This window comes from Armatimonadota bacterium (genome assembly GCA_013314775.1).
Classification (GTDB): domain Bacteria; phylum Armatimonadota; class Zipacnadia; order Zipacnadales; family JABUFB01; genus JABUFB01.
In genome coordinates this window covers 58,301-76,916 of sequence record JABUFB010000016.1, presented here as the reverse complement: position 1 = coordinate 76,916, position 18,616 = coordinate 58,301, and the positions used below count along the sequence as shown (strand labels likewise).

13 protein-coding genes are annotated in these 18,616 nt (G+C 64.1%); 9 read left to right on the top strand and 4 right to left on the bottom strand.

The genetic code is table 11. The features are described from left to right. Positions 1-40: 40 nt before the first annotated feature. From HPY44_19420 to HPY44_19385, 8 genes are all read left to right on the top strand, one after another. Complete coding sequence (locus HPY44_19420) at positions 41-2,011, top strand: GAF domain-containing protein (GenBank protein NSW58183.1); 1,971 nt, start codon at positions 41-43, stop codon at positions 2,009-2,011. Positions 2,012-2,016: 5 nt separating this feature from the next. Beyond that, positions 2,017-2,454, top strand: a complete 438-nt coding sequence (locus HPY44_19415; GenBank protein NSW58182.1) for a response regulator — start codon at positions 2,017-2,019, stop codon at positions 2,452-2,454. 107 nt (positions 2,455-2,561) lie between these two features. Then, entirely contained in the window at positions 2,562-7,706 is a 5,145-nt protein-coding gene (locus HPY44_19410; protein NSW58181.1) for a carbohydrate binding domain-containing protein, read from the top strand. 207 nt (positions 7,707-7,913) lie between these two features. After that, entirely contained in the window at positions 7,914-8,945 is a 1,032-nt protein-coding gene (aroF, locus tag HPY44_19405) for a 3-deoxy-7-phosphoheptulonate synthase (protein NSW58180.1), read from the top strand. 109 nt (positions 8,946-9,054) lie between these two features. Continuing rightward, positions 9,055-9,678: a DUF1559 domain-containing protein gene (locus HPY44_19400; protein NSW58179.1), complete on the top strand. Its 624-nt coding sequence runs from the start codon at positions 9,055-9,057 to the stop codon at positions 9,676-9,678. A gap of 189 nt (positions 9,679-9,867) precedes the next feature. Next, positions 9,868-10,545: a DUF1559 domain-containing protein gene (locus tag HPY44_19395; GenBank protein ID NSW58178.1), complete on the top strand. Its 678-nt coding sequence runs from the start codon at positions 9,868-9,870 to the stop codon at positions 10,543-10,545. Between the two features lie 120 nt (positions 10,546-10,665). Next, entirely contained in the window at positions 10,666-11,319 is a 654-nt protein-coding gene (locus HPY44_19390) for a DUF1559 domain-containing protein (GenBank protein NSW58177.1), read from the top strand. Between the two features lie 143 nt (positions 11,320-11,462). Then, positions 11,463-12,614, top strand: a complete 1,152-nt coding sequence (locus tag HPY44_19385; protein ID NSW58176.1) for a Gfo/Idh/MocA family oxidoreductase — start codon at positions 11,463-11,465, stop codon at positions 12,612-12,614. 149 nt (positions 12,615-12,763) lie between these two features. On the opposite strand, the gene HPY44_19380 is transcribed toward HPY44_19385, so the two are convergent. Continuing rightward, complete coding sequence (locus tag HPY44_19380; GenBank protein NSW58175.1) at positions 12,764-13,165, bottom strand: YjbQ family protein; 402 nt, start codon at positions 13,163-13,165, stop codon at positions 12,764-12,766. Between the two features lie 671 nt (positions 13,166-13,836). Continuing rightward, positions 13,837-14,901, bottom strand: coding sequence for a uroporphyrinogen-III decarboxylase-like protein (locus HPY44_19375; GenBank protein ID NSW58174.1), 1,065 nt, complete (start codon positions 14,899-14,901; stop codon positions 13,837-13,839). 164 nt (positions 14,902-15,065) lie between these two features. On the opposite strand from HPY44_19375, the gene HPY44_19370 reads away from it, so the two are divergent. Beyond that, a complete protein-coding gene (locus HPY44_19370; protein ID NSW58173.1) occupies positions 15,066-16,055 on the top strand; it encodes a hypothetical protein in 990 nt (329 codons plus the stop codon). Here HPY44_19370 and HPY44_19365 read toward each other — a convergent pair. Beyond that, a complete protein-coding gene (locus tag HPY44_19365; protein ID NSW58172.1) occupies positions 16,044-17,072 on the bottom strand; it encodes a Gfo/Idh/MocA family oxidoreductase in 1,029 nt (342 codons plus the stop codon). The genes HPY44_19370 and HPY44_19365 overlap by 12 nt on opposite strands. Before the next feature lie 62 nt (positions 17,073-17,134). Next, positions 17,135-18,574 (bottom strand): hypothetical protein, encoded by a 1,440-nt coding sequence (locus HPY44_19360; protein NSW58171.1) that lies wholly within the window; start codon positions 18,572-18,574, stop codon positions 17,135-17,137. Positions 18,575-18,616 lie beyond the last annotated feature (42 nt).

The window sequence follows — 18,616 nt, the reverse complement described above, 5'->3', positions numbered from 1 at the left end:
CAGGACAGGCAAGACGCTGCTGGCTGGAGGTGGTACCGACGTGATCATCGTCACCGGTCTGTCTATGGCTCTACAGATCGCGTGCGCCGTGCTTGCCATCCGCATGATCACCGTGACGGACCGCCGCGGTCCCTGGATCGCAGTGGCTTGCACATTCGCCCTCATGGCGCTGCGAAGGGGGATCTCCCTCTACGCCGAGGCGACGAATGCCCGGTCACCGGAACTCAATCTCGGCATGGAACTGGTCGCGCTGCTGATCTCCCTGCTGCTGGCCACCAGTCTCATCCTCTTCCACCGCCTGTTCGTGGAACTGCGTCAGCAGCGCGATTTTGTGTCCGCGGTGCTTGACACCGCTGCCAGCCTGATCGTCGTTCTCGACCGCGAGGGCCGGATCATCCAGTTCAACCGCGCCTGCGCCCAGACAACGGGCTACACTTTCGAGGAAATGCGCGGCAAGCCGCTCTGGGAGATATTGCTGGCTCCGGAGGAGCGGGAAGCGGTGCAGAGGGTCTTCAGCAGTCTGGTGGCGGGAGATTTCCCGAATCAATATGTGAACTACTGGCTGACCAGAGACGGCGGCAGAAGGTTGATCTCGTGGTCCAACACCTGCTGTACGGACAAGCGTGGCAACGTGGAGTTCGTGGTCAGCGCCGGCGTTGACATTACGGAAAGCCGGGCGGCGGAGGAAGCACTGCGGCTGAACGAGAGCAGGCTCCAGGCCCTCCATGATCTGTCCGACATGACGGACGCAACGCTTTCTGAGCTTTCCAATTTCGCGCTGGAGGAGGCAGTGCGCCTCACGAACAGCGAAATCGGCTACCTCGCATTCACAAATGACGATGAAAGCGTGCTCACCATGCATGCGTGGTCAAGAACCGCGATGCAACAGTGCGCGATGAATGACAAGCCCATTCATTACCCGGTGGAATCCACCGGCCTGTGGGGCGAGGCCGTACGCCAGCGCAAGCCTGTGATCACCAACGACTATGCGGCGCCCAATCCCCTCAAGAAGGGGTACCCCGACGGGCATGTGGCGCTCACGCGACACATGAACGTCCCGATTTTCGAGGGCGACCACATTGTGATCGTGGCGGGCGTCGGCAATAAGGAAGCCCCTTACGATGAGTCGGACGTGATGCAATTGCAGCTCCTGATGCAGGGCATGTGGCAACTGATCCAGAGGCGCAAGCGAATTGAGGAACTCAAGGCGCTCAACGAGAGCCTAGAGCAGAAAGTGCAGGAGCGCACCGCCGAGCTTCGACGATCAAACGAGGAATTGCAGCAGTTCGCCTACGTTGCTTCGCACGACCTGCAGGAGCCCTTGCGCAAGATCCAGGCCTTCGGGGACCGACTGGAGGCGACAGCCGGCGACGGACTCAACGCTGAGAGTCGCGAGTACCTGACCCGGATGCGCAATGCGGCGAGCAGGATGCAGGGACTCATCAACGACCTGCTCACCTATTCGCGCGTCACCACCCGGGCGCAGCCCTTCGAGCCGGTGGACCTTTCGCGCATTCTCGCCGAGGTACTCTCGGACCTGGAGATCAGTATCGCGGAAGCCGGGGCCCGGGTTGAGTCGGAAGACCTGGCCACCATCGATGCGGATCCTGTGCAAATGCAGCAACTGTTGCAGAATCTCATCGGCAACGCGGTGAAGTTCCGCCGCGAAGATGAGCCCCCCGTGGTTAGAATCTCCGGGCGATTCGTGGAAGAGGGTTGCGCGAACGGCCCTTGCTACGAAATCCAAATTGCCGATAATGGCATCGGGTTCGAGCAGAAGTACGCGGAACGTATCTTCGCAGTTTTCCAGCGGCTTCACGGTCGTGGCGAGTACTCTGGGACCGGTATTGGTCTGGCAGTCTGCCGCAAGATCGTGGACCGGCACTCAGGGAAAATCACGGTGCAGAGCGAACCGGGCAAGGGCTCAACGTTCACCGTCACCCTGCCCGTCCGGCAGTCAGGTAACAGGGAGGAGTCTGCGCGATGGAACACAACGGCAAGCCTATCGTGATTCTGATGGCCGACGACGACCAGGAGGATTGCCTGCTGGTTCGCGACGCGCTGGAGGAGAGCCGCTTGGCGAATGAGCTGCATTTCGTCCATGATGGCGAGGAACTCCTGCGGTATTTGCGCCGTCAGGGCGAATACGCCGACATCGCCAATTCTCCGCGGCCAGGACTGATTCTGCTGGACCTGAACATGCCGCGCAAGGATGGGCGCGAAGCCCTGGCCGATATCAAGGCCGATCCGGCGCTGCGCAGGATTCCCGTGGTGGTGCTGACCTCGTCCAAGGCCGAAGAGGACGTGTTGCGGACCTACGATCTCGGGGTGAACTCATACGTGACAAAGCCGGTGACCTTCGCCTCGCTTGTGGACGTGATGAAGGCCATCGGCAGGTACTGGTTCGAGATCGTGGAGCTGCCCGGCAATGGTGGCGGCGCGGTGAGCTTGTGATCAGAGGGGCCTGCGGCCGTCCCTGATTCCGGGTGCACCGCGTTCGTCAGCTATTCTTGACGGGGCACAGACACGCGCCCTGTTCCCCATCTGAGGAGGCGTCCCCTATGAGTCGCGCCCTTGCGGTCGCGCTTCTTCTGGTCATCCTCGCGGCCCCTGCTGTGGCCCTGGATCGCCCCTGGATTTCGGTCACATTCTTCTACTGGTACACGTGGGACTACCAGACCGAACTGGGCGGCTGGATGGGCGGCGTTTACAACACTCCGCTGCGCGGCTATTACGACTCGCGCGCCTATGAGGACAACCTCGCAAGCCTGCACGAGGCCTCCGAGTGGGGTGTCACCCACCACTTCATGGACTACTGGGGCCCAGGATGGGTTGGTCTGGACAACCAGGCGCGGGAGCTCACGGTCATGCGAGCCGCCGAAACCCTCCGCGAGCGCGGGTATGATACCTGGATGTCCGTGTACCAGGACGGCACGGACTTCGATATGGAGCAGTTCGCCAAGAACCTCGACCCGAACCGCGATACTGAGTTCTACCTGCGCCTGTTGGGGGACAGCCCTGCCTATCCGCGGGTAAATGACAAGCCCATAGCCCTGATCTACGGCCGCAATGGCGCGCCGAAAGTGACCGCAACCACCGAGGGCTTCCAGGACCACCTGAAGCGCAAGTACGGCGACGTCGAGGCGCTCAATGACCGCTGGGGCACCGAATTCGCCACATTTGGGGACGTCACCCTCGACACCGCCGCGCGTGGACATCAGAGAGCGGAAAGCATCAAGTACATCTACCAGCAGTGGGAAGCCGAGATGCAGCGGGCCAATGCCGTCGCGCGAACCCGGCTCAATCTCCCGGGCTGCCTGTTCTCGTGGGACATCGCCTACCAGCCCTACATGGGCTTCGGTTATTCCGACCAGGCCAGGGTTTTCTGCGGGCCCCACTCGTACGGCGGGATATTCGGGGTTCCCCATGATCAGGACGTAGAGCGCTTCATCCAGGCCGCCGTGGCCAAGCGCTACGACACCGTGTTCTTCGACACTTTCAAGAACTTCTACCACGACTGGGAGATTCGCATTCCCGGGATCTGCTACCCACCGGACTTCAACGCCTTCGACCGCTTCTGGGTGCAGGCGCTGGCGCATTACTCGGAAGCCTTGCTGCACCTGTCATGGAACGAGTGGTGGGAAGGCTCGAACCTGGAACCTTGCGTGGAGTACGGCAAGGTCTACTGCGAGAAAAACCTGCTGTACAGCACCATCATGAAGGAGTGTTTCGACAGCATCCGCAATTGGAACAGGGACGCCAAAGTCGCGGTGCTGCTCAACGACTGGCACTGGCTCGCGGGTGGCCGGCATCCCGAGGACATCTACGCGTGCATCCAGGCCCTGCGCCGCAACAACGTGCGCTTCGACCTGATCCCCGACGATTTCGTCACCACCGAAGAGCTCGCGAAGTTCGACGTGCTGGTTGCCCCCTCGGGTGGTGTCGGATTCGGCTACAATGCCGCGGACGAAAGCATCAGTGAGCTCATCTCCCAGTGGGCAGCGGCGGACACCAATCGGCGCCTGCTCGTGGATGACTTCCCCGGCGCGGATGAACTGTTCGGTCTGGAGACAGCCGCAGCACAGGCGGCCGTTGCGGCCCAGCCCGGCCCGGATATGAACGCCTATGTGGACATCGGCGTAGAGGGCGACGAAAAGTTCCTCCTGGACGGCTTCAGCGGGCGCGAGAACTGGGGCAAACTGCCACCGGACAAGTTCGGCGCTACGGACCGCGACATGACCGTGCGCTGGACACCGGCGGTGGGCACCCGGACCTTGCTGCTGTTGCCCTTCAGTCCCCACAGAGACCACGTGCTGCGGCTCAAGGGTTCGGCAATCCGCGGCCATGAGGTGCGGGTGCTGGTGGAAGGGCGCCTCGCGGGGACATTCCCCGTGCGCGCGGGCAACAACGACTACGAGGTGCTGATCCCCGCCGCGGTGGTGGGGGACACAGTCTACGGCGAGCTGATGTTGGATTACCAGGAGCCGGTGGTGCCCACAGAGATTGACCCTTTGAGATACCCGTCCGAGCACCGGTCCTGCAATCTCGCGCTGGATTGGCTGCAACTTGCGACATCCAATCTGCCATTCAGCACGGAGGCTCGATTCTCGCTGCCGAAGGCTGCGGTGACGCTCTCGGAAGCTGACCAATGGGGCGAATTGTCGGGGAAGACCATCGAGGGCTCTTGGATGCCTCACCGGCCGCTGACTACCGCCGAAGACCGTATTCTCAGCCGCTACAGCGATGGCATCGCCCGGGAGATGCTCGCCACCCAACCGGGAAACGTCTTTTTCGTCAACGGCCGGTTCGACCAGATCGCGCCCGAGGCCTATCTGGACACGCTGCTGTGTGGCTGGGCAGGCTGCTCAAGGGAGCTTGCCGTGGATGCGCCTGAGGGCGTGATGGTGACCTCCCTGCAAGCCGGCGAGACCCAGATCCTCCTGGCCTACAACAGCAAGGCGCCTGAGCGGAAGACGGTTGAGATTTCGCTGGAGGACACAGGCCCCAGGCCGATTGTGGAGGTGCGGGCGCTGTCCCTGGACGGGCAGACCGGAACCGTCCAGGAGATCCACCCCGCGCCGGGCAGACCGGAGTTTGCTCTGCTTCGTGCGGCAATGGATTACTACGGCGTGTTCCAGGTGACACGCGGACGAGTGGGGCTGACCACGCCGGAACTTGCCCTGGCGCCGGGGCAGGAACTCACTGTGAACCTGCAGGTGACGCACCGCGCAGGCGATGCCGCCACGGGCACCGTCAGCCTGGCCTCGCACCTGCCAAGCCTCACCGCCGAGCCGGCGCGGTTCACGGTAACCCCGGGCCAGACGGTAACGGTGCCGATGACAATCAAGGCCCGCGACGACGTGGACTGGGGCACGAAGACGGTCGTTTTCAAAGTGGATGTGGACGGGCAGACATCCAACTTCTGGAGGGAACTCCTGGTCCAGCGTCTGCCCGACCTTCAAGTGACCTCGCGGGTCATTGACACTCGCAAGCCAGTGGCAACGGTGACCTCGAAGCCCTTCCCATGGGCAAAGGACGCGCAGGCCACCGACGTACGCCTCGTGATGGGCGGCGGCAGCGAGACTGCGGGGAACATCGCACAGGGCGAGTCAGCGCAGGTGAGTGTGCCGCGTTGTCCGAAACCCGGCGACCAGGTGGCATTCACCCCTGCCGCCGCCGGTCTCGAGTATACCGTGGGCGGCATGCGGAAAGAGAAAGGCGTCACACTGGGGCTGCTCAGCTACCCGCAGGGCTTTGCCAAGGCTCCGGACGCCGTGCTGCCCCTCATCGTCACCAACCCCCATGACGAGTACCTGGAGAACCATCTGGTCTCGTACACATTCGACCCGGCGGTGCTGGACGGCAAGCCCGCGTACATTCGCGAACAGGGTGGGAATGTGGTTCCATCCCAGGTTGTAGGGGGCAATGTTATCTACTGGATCGCCATGCTCCCTGCAAAGAGCGCCACGGTCTTCAGCCTGTGCGCGGGAGACGCACCACAGCCGCCCACCGACCTGTCGGTGGAGCAAGATGATGCGGGAATCCGGGTGCGCAACTCGCGCCTGTCCCTGGGATGGAGCGGCGAGCGCGGCGGCACTCTCACCTCGCTGGTCTCCAATGCCAGCGGCAAGGACTACGGCATCGGCTCGTGTGGAGCAGGATACGGGACCTGGGGTGAGTACGACCCGCTGAAGCCGGCGATCGACACCGTGGCCTACGTGTCTCAGGAGGAGAAGCGCTGGCAGCGAGACCTCAAGACCCCGGCGACCGTCACACTCGGGCTCCGGGGGCCCGTCCTGGCCAGTGTGGATGTGGAGGCCGACCTGGGCGACGGGTACAAGTGCTCGCAACGCTACATGATCGGCGCGTACCAATCGGACTTCACGGTGAGTGGAGAGATCAGCGGCCCGCAAGCGCCGGAGCTGGTCGCCTTGGACATCCGCCTGGCGCGCAATGACCTCACAAAGATCTTCCCCAACTTCACAGGCATCGGCGAGGGTTTCGAAGGCGACAACCCTCACGCCGGCTGGCGCGAAGCTGACAGTGTGCCGCCGGTGGCGACCTTGATGACCCCGGACCATTTCCGCGAGAGCATCTCCGTGATCCCGTGGGACACCCGGCTCATGCCCGGCGTGAGCAAGTTCAGGCAGGGATTCTGGCCTGAGAGGCGCCCCGAGAGCGGGCCCGTGAACCAGGCCCAGATTGAGCTTGTGGGCGAGAACACGAATCGGGCCGAGGCAGGCGCCCGTATTGTGCTGCATAGCGGGCACCAGACCGTCGGCCAGGCTTACAGACGCACGCATGTGGACGAGCCGCCGGTGGTGACCGTGCCGGTGGGCTTCCGCTGGGAGGGGGAAATCGCGCGCCCAGCAGGTGATCCGAAGGGCCAGTGGTGGAACCCCTACTGGCATTTCGCGACGCCGGTGACCGTAGGCCCCCTCGCAGGTGGGGAAGTCGACCCGGTGGTGCGATTCCGGCCCGACTTCTCGCGGTACCTCGTGGGCTGCGGCCAGCTTGACCCGGCCTCACCGCGAGCGGTGGTGCATGGAGAAAGGGGCATGATCGCACTGCCCACCGCCTTTGATGAAGACTCCGGGGAGGTGGTGGTGACGCTCACAGACTCTGCCTGGGGAAGCCCGGCCCCGGCGACCCGCGACTTCCGGCTGTACTTCGACGTCATCGAGATGGGTGGCAAGTGCCCTGGCCCTGTGGGTTCGAACCCGGTGGCCACCCGGGTGCTCAACGGGTCCTTCGAGGACGGGGCGAAACACTGGATCTTCAGCGGCCCGCGCCTGCACATCGACGGCGCCCACACCGGTAAGCGGGGCATCGAGCTGCGCTGGCGCAACGGGATGGGCCCCGCCGTGGCGTCCAATGCCAGCATGCGTCTGCAGCCCAACAGCCGCTATCGGGTGAGCTTCTGGGCCAAATCCGAAAGCGCTCGGGCGCAGGTGCGCACCAACATCTACGCCGACGGGAAATACGATTTCCCGCAGTATGCGATCCCCGTCAACACGGGCGGACAGTGGCGGCAATTCTCCACGATCCTGACCACCGGCGCATTCCCGCCCAACATCAATCCGGCGCTGCGCCTGTGGGTGCTTGGCGACGAGCAAGTCGTGTACGTGGATGACGTTGAACTGGTGCCGCTGGACGAAGCGCCCCAGGGCCCGCCGGTGCAAATGGGGACGCTGCTACGCAGATGAGTCACGGTCCGACCTTCGCCGTCCGCAGGGCGCGGGCGCGTACCGCGTGGGCCGTTGCTGCCCTCTGCCGTGCGGGGAGCCGATCCGCCCCGGCGGCCGTTGCCGTCCGGGCCCGACACGCGAACTCGTAGACGCCTTCCGGCTTTCTGGGTAAACTGGTGCCGGTGAAATCGACCTGCGCCAGGCGCGCGGTATGAGTGATTCTCTATGATGATCGTCATGCGGGCGGGGGCCTCGGACGAACAGATCGCCGCCGTCATCCGACGCATCGAAGCCGAAGGCCTCACAGCACTCAATCTCCCCGGCGGCGAACGCACCGCAATCGGCATCGCCAGCGCGATTCCCGTGGAAGTGCGCGAGACCCTTGCTGCGGCTCTCGAAGTGATGCCCGGCGTGGACCACGTCACTCACATCAGCCGTCCCTACAAGCTCGCCTCGCGGGAGTTCTTCCGAGAGGATACGGTCTTCGACATCGGCGGCGTGACTTTCGGCACCGGCAGGATCGTTATCATGGCCGGCCCGTGCGCGGTTGAGAGTGAGGCTCAGTTGCGCCGGGCGGCCGAGGCGGTGAGCGCCGCGGGTGCGCGCGGCCTGAGAGGAGGCGCTTTCAAACCCCGCACCAGCCCATACTCATTCCAAGGGCTGGGCAAGCAGGGACTGGAACTGCTCAAGTCGGTGGCGGCGGAGTTCGGCCTCATCACGATCACCGAGGTAATGGCCCCCGACGAAGTGGAACTGGTGGTTGAGCATGCCGATATTCTGCAGATCGGCGCCCGGAACATGCAGAACTACCCGCTGCTCATCGCGGCCGGCGAGACCGGGCACCCGATTCTGCTGAAGCGCGGCTCCAGCGCTTCCGTGGATGAGCTCCTCCTCGCCGCCGAGTACTGCCTGAGCCGCGGGACGAGGAAGCTGCTCCTGTGCGAACGCGGAATGCATCCCGTGGACCGCAGCTACACCCGCAATACGCTGGACCTGTCCGCAGTCCCCGTTCTCAAGGAAGTCTCGCACCTTCCCGTGATCATCGACCCCAGCCATGCCACCGGCAACGCGCGTTACGTGCCGGCGATGGCGAAGGCGGCGGTTGCGGCGGGGGCCGACGGGCTTCTGATCGAGGTGCACCCCGACCCGATCTGTGCGCTGTGTGACGGTCCCCAATCCCTTGCGTGCGACGATTTCGCATCGCTCATGGACGACCTCCGGGCGATTGCGGAGGCGGTCGGTCGCGAGCTCGCCTGAGCCCCAGCTGGGCATACCACCAACAGGGTAGACAATGCGTCTATTTGGGTATATCTTTTGCCAGGGCGTCTTGCGCCGGAACGACGTACAATCTGAAAGGAGCTGTTCCATGAAGAGAAGTGGTTTCACGCTTATCGAGTTGCTGGTGGTCATCGCGATCATTGCTATTCTTGCCGCAATCCTGTTCCCGGTTTTCGCCCGGGCGCGGGAGAAAGCCCGGCAGTCAGCCTGCACGAGCAATGAGAAGCAGATCGCACTGGCGGTCCTGATGTACGCCCAGGACTACGACGAGACGTTGCCCGCATACTACAACTTCGCAGCCACCGTTCCTGCCGGTTCCCGGTACTGGATGGAAGTTGTCATGCCGTACGTCAAGAACCAACAGGTCTTCATCTGCCCGAGCAACCCCGGCACGAACTACACCCAGAGTTACGGCTGCAACTACAACTGGCCGTTCTCCAACTTCGAGCAGAGCGCGTGGCCGCCGGAATCCGGCGATCCGCTGGCCAAGATCACCCGTCCTTCCGAGACAATGATGTTCCTCGACGGGTCCACCTACATCACGCTGTATGACCCCGGTGTGGCATCCAGCACCGGCGGCTACTACGGCAAGCCCGTAGGACGCCACAATGATCAGTGCAATGTGGCCTTCTGTGATGGTCATGTCAAGTCAATGAACCGCGAGGAGATCGCCAACCCGGCCAATGCGGCCAAGTACTGGATCACGCCGTAACCGCACCTGGCAGGTTCCGCATGCCAGGACTGGTGAGAGGCCCGGAGCACGGCGGGTCCCAGGCCTGCCGTGCTCCGCCGGGTCTGCCCGCGCACACCCGACCACTTCTCGCCTGACGGGTGAGGAGGCGAAACGCTGCGGGCGAGGAACAGAGCACGTTGTCCGGCGCGTTGCGCGCCGGTGGCTACCATGCCTAGAAAGGAGCAGATCCCTATGAGACGTGGTTTCACCCTGATTGAACTGCTGGTGGTCATCGCGATTATCGCGATCCTCGCCGCAATCCTGTTCCCGGTCTTCGCCCGGGCGCGGGAGAAAGCGCGGCAGACGAGTTGTCTGAGCAACGTCAAGCAGCTTGGCCTTGGCGCAATGATGTACTGCCAGGACTATGATGAAATGCTGTTCCCGCGCTACCAGCCGATCAGCGTGTACCCCGCACCCGCGAATGCCGTCTGGTGGCTGCCCAGGCCGGGGTATACGTCGCTGCTCGACCCGTACGTCAAGAACACCCAGATCGGCCGCTGCCCCAGCGAACCGAACCGCAATGGTTACGGCTACAATGCGCTCCTCATTGGCGGGAATGTCCCGCTGGCGAAGATCAAGCGCCCGGCGGAGATCATCCTGTTCGAAGACGACACATTCGGCAGCATGACCGCCTACTATCCCTCCCAGGGTGTGGCGAACTGGGGCGCCAATTTCGTGAACCCGCCCGGAACCACTGGTGCGGGGATCGTCTGGGGGCAGAACTGCCCCTACGGCAGGCACAACGACATGGCGAACTTCGCCTTCTGTGACGGCCATGCCAAGGCGATGAAGCCGATCGAGGTATGGGCGGACGGCACCAACAAGTACTACGACTACAACCAGTAGGCATACCGCATCATGGCTACCGGGCCGATCCGCGCAACGAACGGCGGGCCGGTCCTGGTCGTGCGGCAAAGACCGACCTGCTTGCGCGGGTCACGGACCAAATCATGCGGAGGTGCATCAATGAGACGTGGTTTCACCCTGATTGAACTGCTGGTGGTCATCGCGATTATCGCGATCCTCGCCGCAATCCTGTTCCCGGTCTTCGCCCGGGCGCGGGAGAAAGCGCGGCAGACGAGTTGCATGAACAACGTGAAGCAGATCACTCTCGGCTTCTTGCAGTACGTGCAGGACTACGACGAGCGCTTCCCCTGGTTCGTCACCAATCCCGCGCAGGGCGAGCCGTGGTGGATCGTCACCCAACCGTACATCAAGAATGAGCAGGTCCTGCAGTGCCCGAACTGGCCCGCGTCGGGATCCACGACCTACTGGGGCAAGTACTACCCCTATCCGCGGTACGGGATGAACCACTACATCATGTACAACACCAGCGGCGCGGGCGGATTGGCAGTCATCAAGCGCCCGGCGGAAATCGTGCTCACCGGCGACTGCTGCCACGGCATGGGCGACGCATGGCGTTTCGCCTGGCCGCTTGCCCCTGGCAGTTACAGCAGTTCGCCCCGCAAGTGCGACGCAGCCCAGCAGGGACAGAACCCGGACTATGCCGTGCACAATGGAGGCACGAATCTGGGGTTCGTGGACGGCCACGCGAAGTGGATGGAGTCCAAGTCCTTCTTCTCCCAGCGTGCCACGATGTACCAGAACCCGCACCTCTAGCCCCTCTGTGAAGCCAAAGGCCCTGTGCGCGCCCGCCACTGAACCCGGCGGGCGCGTGTGGTTCCGGCGCCGGAAGGTTCGCGACGTCCCTGCGGAGAATCAGCTGCTTGAGCATGAGAAACGACTGCAAGGAGCACCACGCCATGTCTCAGCCGCCTGTCTACGGGGTCGGCATCGCCGGCTTCGGGTTCATCGGGAAAGTTCACCTGTACGGTTACCTCAACATCCCGATATTCTACGATCCCGCTCCCGCGAGGGCCCGGCTGGTCGGCGTCTGCACCAGTCGCCCCGAAAGCGCGGAGAAGGCCCGGGAGCAGGGCGGATTCGAGTTCTGTACCACGCGCTTCGAGGATCTCCTGGAGCGCGAGGACATCCAGATCATCAGCATCGCCACCCCAAACCAGCTTCACCGTGACCAGGTGATCGCGGCGCTGGACGCAGGGAAGCACGTGTACTGCGACAAGCCGCTGACCGTGACCGGCGACGACGCTCGGGCCATCGCGCAGGCCGTGGCCGCGCACCCCAATCTGGTGCACGGGATGGCCTTCCACATGCGCTTTATCGCCGCAACACTGCGGGCCCGCCAACTGATGCGGGAAGGCTTCCTGGGCCGGGTGTATCACTTCCGGGGGAGCTACTACCACGCCGGGTATACCGACCCCGAGCGCCCGATTTCGTGGCGCCTCACGAAAGAGGCCGGCGGCGGCGCACTTTCCGACCTGGGCAGCCACATTATCGATATGATGGCCTATCTTCTCGGGGACTACGAGGCCGTGCGCGCGGACATGGAGACTTTCGTGACCCAGCGCCCGGTGGGCAAGGGCTCTGACGTGATGGCCCCGGTGGAAGTGGATGACTACGTCTGCCTGCAGGCCCGGATGAAGAGCGGGGCCACCGGGTTTGTCGATGCCTCGCGGTTCGCGACCGGGACCCACGACGGCATGAGTTTCGAGATCTACGGCGAAACCGGCGCCCTGAAGTTCAACATGATGGACCCCAACTACCTGTACGCCTACGACGCCACGGAGCCCGAAGCCGATCTCGGCGGCAGGCGCGGCTGGACGCAGATCGAGTGCCTGCAGCGGTACCCGAAGCCCAGCATCCTGCCCTCGCCGAAGCTGCCCATCGGGTGGATGCGCTTCCACCTGCATTCGGTCTATGACTTCCTGAGCGCCGTCGTTGCCGGGAAGCCGGGCACGGCGAATCTGCTGGATGGGATCAAGACGCAGATGGTGGATGCGGCAGTGCGCAGGTCAGCCGAGAGCGGCCAGTGGGAGAATGTGGAGGGGGTGTAGAGTCCCGGGGCTTCCGCCCCTGACTGTATGCGAACGGCTCCTTCGCAGCCAGAGGGCATACATCCCGCCGCCGTTCGCATTCGGGGACTTGGCATCCGGCTCTGACCGCGCCCTGGGGACGGTGCTTGCAGGGGGTGGGGCCATCCGCCTCAATCCGCGCTCATCTTCACCCACAGCTTACGTTCCCGCGGGCCGTCGAATTCGCACAGGTAGATGCCCTGCCAGGTCCCCAGCACCAGCTTGCCACCCTCCACGAGCACCTGCACCGACGGGCCGACCAGCGTGGCCTTGATGTGCGCATCCGAGTTGCCTTCGAGATGCCGGTAGTACTCCGCAGCCCGCGGAACCAGTTCCATGAGCCCCTTCAGAATATCCTGGGCAACGCTAGGATCGGCGTTCTCGTTGATGGTGACGGCAGCGGTGGTGTGGGGCACGAAAAGAGTCACCACGCCGCTCTGCAGGCCGGCTTCGGATACAGCGGCCTGAACCCGCGCGGTGACATCAACCAGTTGCTCGTGGGCCTGTGTGGAGACGGCTAGTCTGGACACCATTGGGCGATGCATCTCCCGGATGCCGGCGATCGCTTCCCGCAAGACCGCCACCACCCGCAAGCTCACCCATGCCCTGTCGGGGAACGACGCGCAACTCGTGCCCCCCGGCACTCCAATTATGCAGAAATGCGGCTTCGGGTCAACGGGCCCGAGAGGTGCCGTCCCCGAAAGGAGGTGGATTCGTCGAAGCGGGGCTTCACCTCTTTCCTCCGCTCTGCCCGGCACCGAAGAGGAACCCTCCGGTTGCCTCACCGCCCGCGCAGCGGACCGCACCCCCTGAAGGGAGCGGCGTTACCGCCCGGCCTGCTCATCATTTCTGTCGCCGCCTTCGGGGGCTCAAGTTATTCGAGGTGGGCCGAGTCCACGGGTTCCGGTCCGCTTCGCTCCACTCCACCCGTGGCTATAAGCTGCAGCCCGCGTCGCGGGCTGTGAGGAAAAAGGCCCACCCGTGAGATGCCAACACGCCGTCAACACGCTCCGCCAGCTGAGCTCATAACAGACAGGGGGAGCGGCGGATTTCGTTAGGTCCGCACACGCTGGGGACAGCGATCAAATGGCGCTCCGATGCCTGCAGAACTGAAACGCACCCGTCCTGAGGCGGCAAGGAGACAGCGCACCGGGTGCGCCGGTCTGCGGCGAGGCCGAAGCAGTGCTCTCGGCGTGAGCCAAGCCTAGCCTCCGTAGACCCCCACTTCCCTGCCGGCCTCGAGCATCGCCAGGAAGTTCGGCACCGGGATGTAGTTCGCAACGCTATTGCCTGAACCCAATGCCCAGCCGCCACCCGGAGCGGCGTCTTCGATCACCTTGCGCGTGTACGTCTTCACGTCATCCACCGTGCCACTGGCGAGAATATGGACATCAATGCCGCCGATGACCGCGATCCGGTCGCCATACTGCCGCTTGAAGTCGGCCACCGGGATGATCGCGTCTTCAAACGAGTGCTTCGCATCGATGCCTACGTCCTCGATGAGGTCTTCCATGACCTCACGCAGGTTTCCGCAGGCATGCAGGATGACGCGCTTGCCCTTGGAGTGAGCGTACTCCACCAGGCGCTTGTGCCAGGGGAAGACGAACTTGCGCAGGTCCGCGGGGGAGATCATGGTCTGGGTCTTGAAGCCCAGATCATCATTGAGCCAGACCGCCCCCACCCAGTCCATATCGCACAGCACCCGGTAGACCGATAGCTCACCCTCTCCGATCTTGTCCACCACCGCCTGCACCAGGTCGGGCTCGTCGATGAGCTTGTAGCAGAGGGGCTCGTAACCGAACAGGCGTGAAAGGTTCTCCAGCACGCCGCCGGGGAGTGTGGTGGTGACCTTCATATTCCCGGGGAGCATGGGCGCGAGGGCCTCGATGTCGGAGAAGTCGGCGTCTTCGATGCGCGGCCAGGGATACTTCTCGAAGCTCTCCCAGTCCTGAATGGGCCCACGGTGCTCGTCCTGCCAGCCGCGCTTGCCCCGGCTTTGCTCGGCGGTGTCGTCGGCGATGAGCGCATCGGCGCCCCGGAAGCTGAACGTGTGGTAACCGTTTACATAGTCATATCCCAGCCGGGTCATGAAATCGATGCGGTACTGGCGCCACTGTGCCGGTTCCGCCGGGATCGGTGCTTCCATGACGCCGGCAAGGATCTGGGCATCGTGGAAGAGCTCGAAGAACGGGACGCGATCCGGCTCGCCCTTGCGGTCGATGACGGTCATCATCCGGTCGAAGTCGGGCTCCCAGAGACTGCGGGGCATGGGCGGGTTTCTCCTTGCGGGGCATGCACACGTACCGGCGCACGCCGGTTTGTTTGGCAGCACTATTCCCGAGGGGGGCGGCGATCACCTGCCGCGGATGACCGGTCGCAGTGGGCAAGCAGGAGTCGGCGCCCCGACGTCAAACATGGTGCGAGGTGATGTCGATGGTTCTGACCGCCAGGCTCGCTTGCGCCGTTCTCCTGCTGTCAGCCGCCCCGGGGTCGTGGGCTCAAGAGCCGCCCGAACCGCCGAGTCAGCCTGCCGGCGGACCGGGAGGGAGGGACTATGCCCACGCCGCATACACCAGCGACCTCTTCGGTCGGGGCGAGGATGCATTCTGGCTATTCATCCCATCCGAACCACGCCCGTCGGAGTGCCCGGTGATCGCGCTCATCCATGACGCAATGGAATTGGACCCGAACATATATGGCGCGTGGATCAACCACCTGGCGCGGCGCGGGAATGCGGTGGTATTCCCGGCGTACCAGTCTGGCCCGCGCACACCGCCGGGCGATTTCACCCGCAATGCCGCCAAAGGCATCGCGCTGGCGCTAACCAGGCTCCGCGCCGCGGAAGCCGTGAAGCCTCTCGACGGACAATTTGCACTGGCCGGACACGGGGAGGGCGCGGTAATCGCGGCGAACCTGGCGGCCGGATGGTCCGAACTGGGCATACCGCAGCCGGGGGCCGTCCTGTGCGTCTGGCCCGAGCACGCAGACCCTCGGCGGGGAGTACCGCTGTGGGACCCGGGAGCCATTCCCGCCGAGACCCTCCTCGTCTGCCTGATTGGTGAAAGCGCAACGAGTGACGAGAGACGGCTCGCGCGACAGCTGCTGGACGAAGCCCTCGCGGTGCCCTGGGCCAACAAGAACCTGGTCACGGCGAACAGCGACGACCACGGCCGCCCGGAGCTGGTGGCCGACCGGCGTTTCGCCACCGGGCAACTGGGCAGCGGCCTCCAAGTGAACGCTCTCGACTACTTCGCGTGCTGGAAACTCCTCGACGGGCTGGCCGACAGTGCGTTCCGGGGACAGAACGCGGAGTTTGCCCTGGGGAACACACCTGAACAGCGGTTCATGGGGACCTGGAGCGATGGCACGCCGGTGCGTGAACTCAGTGTGTTCACCGGGCCCGGCCCAGAATCAGACCTCTGAAACCACCACCGGCGCACCGGTCTCCAGCGAGCGATCCATCGCAATCAACGTCCGGGTCACCTCGCGGCCCTGCGCGGCATCGGGCTCAAGTGGTTCATTCGTCGCGACCCCGCGCACGAAGGTGCGCACCGACTCCTCCCACCAGCCGACTACCCGTCCCCCAGGCAAGGCCACGTCCATGGAATAATCCCGCGCCATGCTGCCCTCAGGGGTGGTGATGTGCAGGTCGTGCGGCAGCAAGTCGGCCTGAAGCATGCCCCGGGTACCGAGAACCTGCAGGGCGAAATCGATATTGCCCGGATAGTTGTCGGGCAGCGCCCAGGAGCTTTCGAGAAAGACCCCTGTGCCCGACTCCGTCCATGCGAGGCATGTGACGAGGTCCGGCACGCCCGGAGCGTGTTCGGCGACCCTTCCCAGTGCCGCCCGGGCATGCACGACCGCCAGATTCTCCCCCAGCAACCACGTCACCAGATCCACGCAATGAGAAAGCAGGAACCAGACCGGGGACGTCTGCTCAAGCCAGGGCAGCGTGAAAGTCTTCCCGATGCGTTCATTCAGTCGCACGTCCACGTGCTGGACTCGGCCCAGTTCGCCATCCTCCAAAGCCTGCCGAATCTGTCGCACATTGGATCGGTGCCGGTTGCCGAAGTTGACCATGAAAGGCACTCCGGCAGCTGCAGCGGCAGCCACGATCTGGTCAGCCTCCGCAATCGTCGTGGCAAGGGGCTTCTCACACAGAACCGCGCATCCGGCTGCCAGACTGTCGCAGACCGGTGCGCAGTGGGCGAAGTCTGGCGTCGCCACGATCACGGCATCCAGGTCTCCCCCGGCAAGCATCGCAGCGTGGTCGGGGAAATGAGCGGGGACCGACCACTGGTCGGCGAAGGGTTCCAGGCGGGACGGGTCGAGATCGCAGACAGCCTGCAGAACCGCAGTCTCGCAGGCTGACAGCACCCGGGCGTAGTGGGCGCCCATGACCCCGCAGCCAACAAGCCCAATGCGGAGTGTGCGCATCATGATGCCTCCTTCGGGGAAACGTGCGGGGAATCACCTGAGTTGCGAGAGCCGACCCACCCACATCATGCTGCTGGTCCCCGGCTGTCGAAAGATGCGCCCTCGAGGAATCGCAGGCGGGTGACGCCGCCATCCCAGTGAGTGATGTTCACGCCCAGTCCTGCCGCCGATCCCGATTGCAGATCACCCACCGTCGCCAGTTCGCGGATCTCGCGTGCCGCTATCTGCGCGATGGTGCGCATGCTCTGCGCGTCGTGGCAGATGATCTCGTTCTCGTTGACCAGCGCATAACAACGAAGCTGGGAGCGGGTCACCCCGAGTGCCAGCGCAACCCAGCCGCCGGCGATCAGGAATGCAAGTGGGACGGCGATGCTCACGATTCGGCGCACTCCCGGGTCAAGTTGCGTCCCACGCAGGACGGTGTCGGCCACCCACCACAGGCCCACGAAGAGCAGTGCCGAGCCTACCGCCGGGGCGATCCACGACCCGCCGCCGCGGTGATAGGGCAGCGTGAGGATGGCCTTCCCGCGCAGGCCGGCTATTGCTTCGAGCCAGGTCTGCCCGATGTGACGCTTGACGCGGAGGATGGTTTCCTCCAGCGCCCGATCCTCTGGGTGGGCCCTCAGGTGCCCCTCAAGTTCTAGCACCCGGACTTCGAGGACGCTGATGTCCGTTCCCGTCAGGTTCTCCAGGTCGGCCATGGGTGCCGCACTGTCGGCAGGGGCCTCGCCTGCCTGTTGCGGCTCTCCCGCCTCGTCGGGCATTTCGGGTTCCTCTGGTGGAGCCATTTCCTCGGCCAGAATCCTGCGCAAGACTTCCGCGGCCTCTTCGGCGGAGTCAGGCAGTTGGCCAAGATTGAGGATGCTCTCGGGGGTCTCCGCGGCCACGGACTCATCAGGGGACGCTGCGGGCTTTCCGGCGATCAGCCAGGCAAGAAGATGCCGGACTGCTGCTACATCGCCTGCGGGAGAGGATACGCCATCTGGGCCAAGCACCTGGTCCGCGAAAGGCAGGCGCGCCAGGGCTTCTGCAGTCACGACGGCCTGCGTACCGGTGTCCACCAGGCAGACTGCGTCGGCTGTAACCACCACTGCTTCGGGGAGAACGACTCCGTAAGACTGTCCGTGGGCATGCAGATCAGCTAGACCTTCGAGAAGCTGCGCCGCGATTTCGGTCGCGTTCGGCCATGGGACCGGGCCCTCAGCAAGGTACCCGCTGACCGGCTCGCCTTCCGCACCATCAAAGATGATGTGCGGCCACCCCACATCCAGGTGAGCTTCCACCGGACGGACAATCGCGGGGTTGCCAATGACGCCCATGTAACGGCTGATGCGCTGGGCGGCATCGGGCCGCAGGACCCCGGGGCGGAATACCCTCACCCACGCTGTTCGGCCGGTAACAACGTGGCGAGCGCGCCAGAGTTGCCCCAGTGGGTCCTCCGCGGCCGGCTCTTCCAGACGGTATTGCCGGAGTTCATCACCGCGTCCCGGCAGTTCTTCGGACACCGAGATCACACCCCTCTTGCCCCCCGGCGATCGGTGTGTCAC

What these genes read in the sequence shown, in the direction of transcription:
- HPY44_19375 (NSW58174.1), bottom strand. Translation starts at nt 14,901, where the DNA reads ATGCCCCGCAGTCTCTGGGAGCCCGACTTCGACCGGATGATGACCGTC.
- HPY44_19400 (NSW58179.1), top strand. Translation starts at nt 9,055, where the DNA reads ATGAAGAGAAGTGGTTTCACGCTTATCGAGTTGCTGGTGGTCATCGCG.
- HPY44_19395 (NSW58178.1), top strand. Translation starts at nt 9,868, where the DNA reads ATGCCTAGAAAGGAGCAGATCCCTATGAGACGTGGTTTCACCCTGATT.
- HPY44_19380 (NSW58175.1), bottom strand. Translation starts at nt 13,165, where the DNA reads ATGGTGTCCAGACTAGCCGTCTCCACACAGGCCCACGAGCAACTGGTT.
- HPY44_19410 (NSW58181.1), top strand. Translation starts at nt 2,562, where the DNA reads ATGAGTCGCGCCCTTGCGGTCGCGCTTCTTCTGGTCATCCTCGCGGCC.
- HPY44_19370 (NSW58173.1), top strand. Translation starts at nt 15,066, where the DNA reads ATGGTTCTGACCGCCAGGCTCGCTTGCGCCGTTCTCCTGCTGTCAGCC.
- HPY44_19390 (NSW58177.1), top strand. Translation starts at nt 10,666, where the DNA reads ATGAGACGTGGTTTCACCCTGATTGAACTGCTGGTGGTCATCGCGATT.
- HPY44_19365 (NSW58172.1), bottom strand. Translation starts at nt 17,072, where the DNA reads ATGATGCGCACACTCCGCATTGGGCTTGTTGGCTGCGGGGTCATGGGC.
- HPY44_19415 (NSW58182.1), top strand. Translation starts at nt 2,017, where the DNA reads ATGGCCGACGACGACCAGGAGGATTGCCTGCTGGTTCGCGACGCGCTG.
- aroF (NSW58180.1), top strand. Translation starts at nt 7,914, where the DNA reads ATGATGATCGTCATGCGGGCGGGGGCCTCGGACGAACAGATCGCCGCC.
- HPY44_19385 (NSW58176.1), top strand. Translation starts at nt 11,463, where the DNA reads ATGTCTCAGCCGCCTGTCTACGGGGTCGGCATCGCCGGCTTCGGGTTC.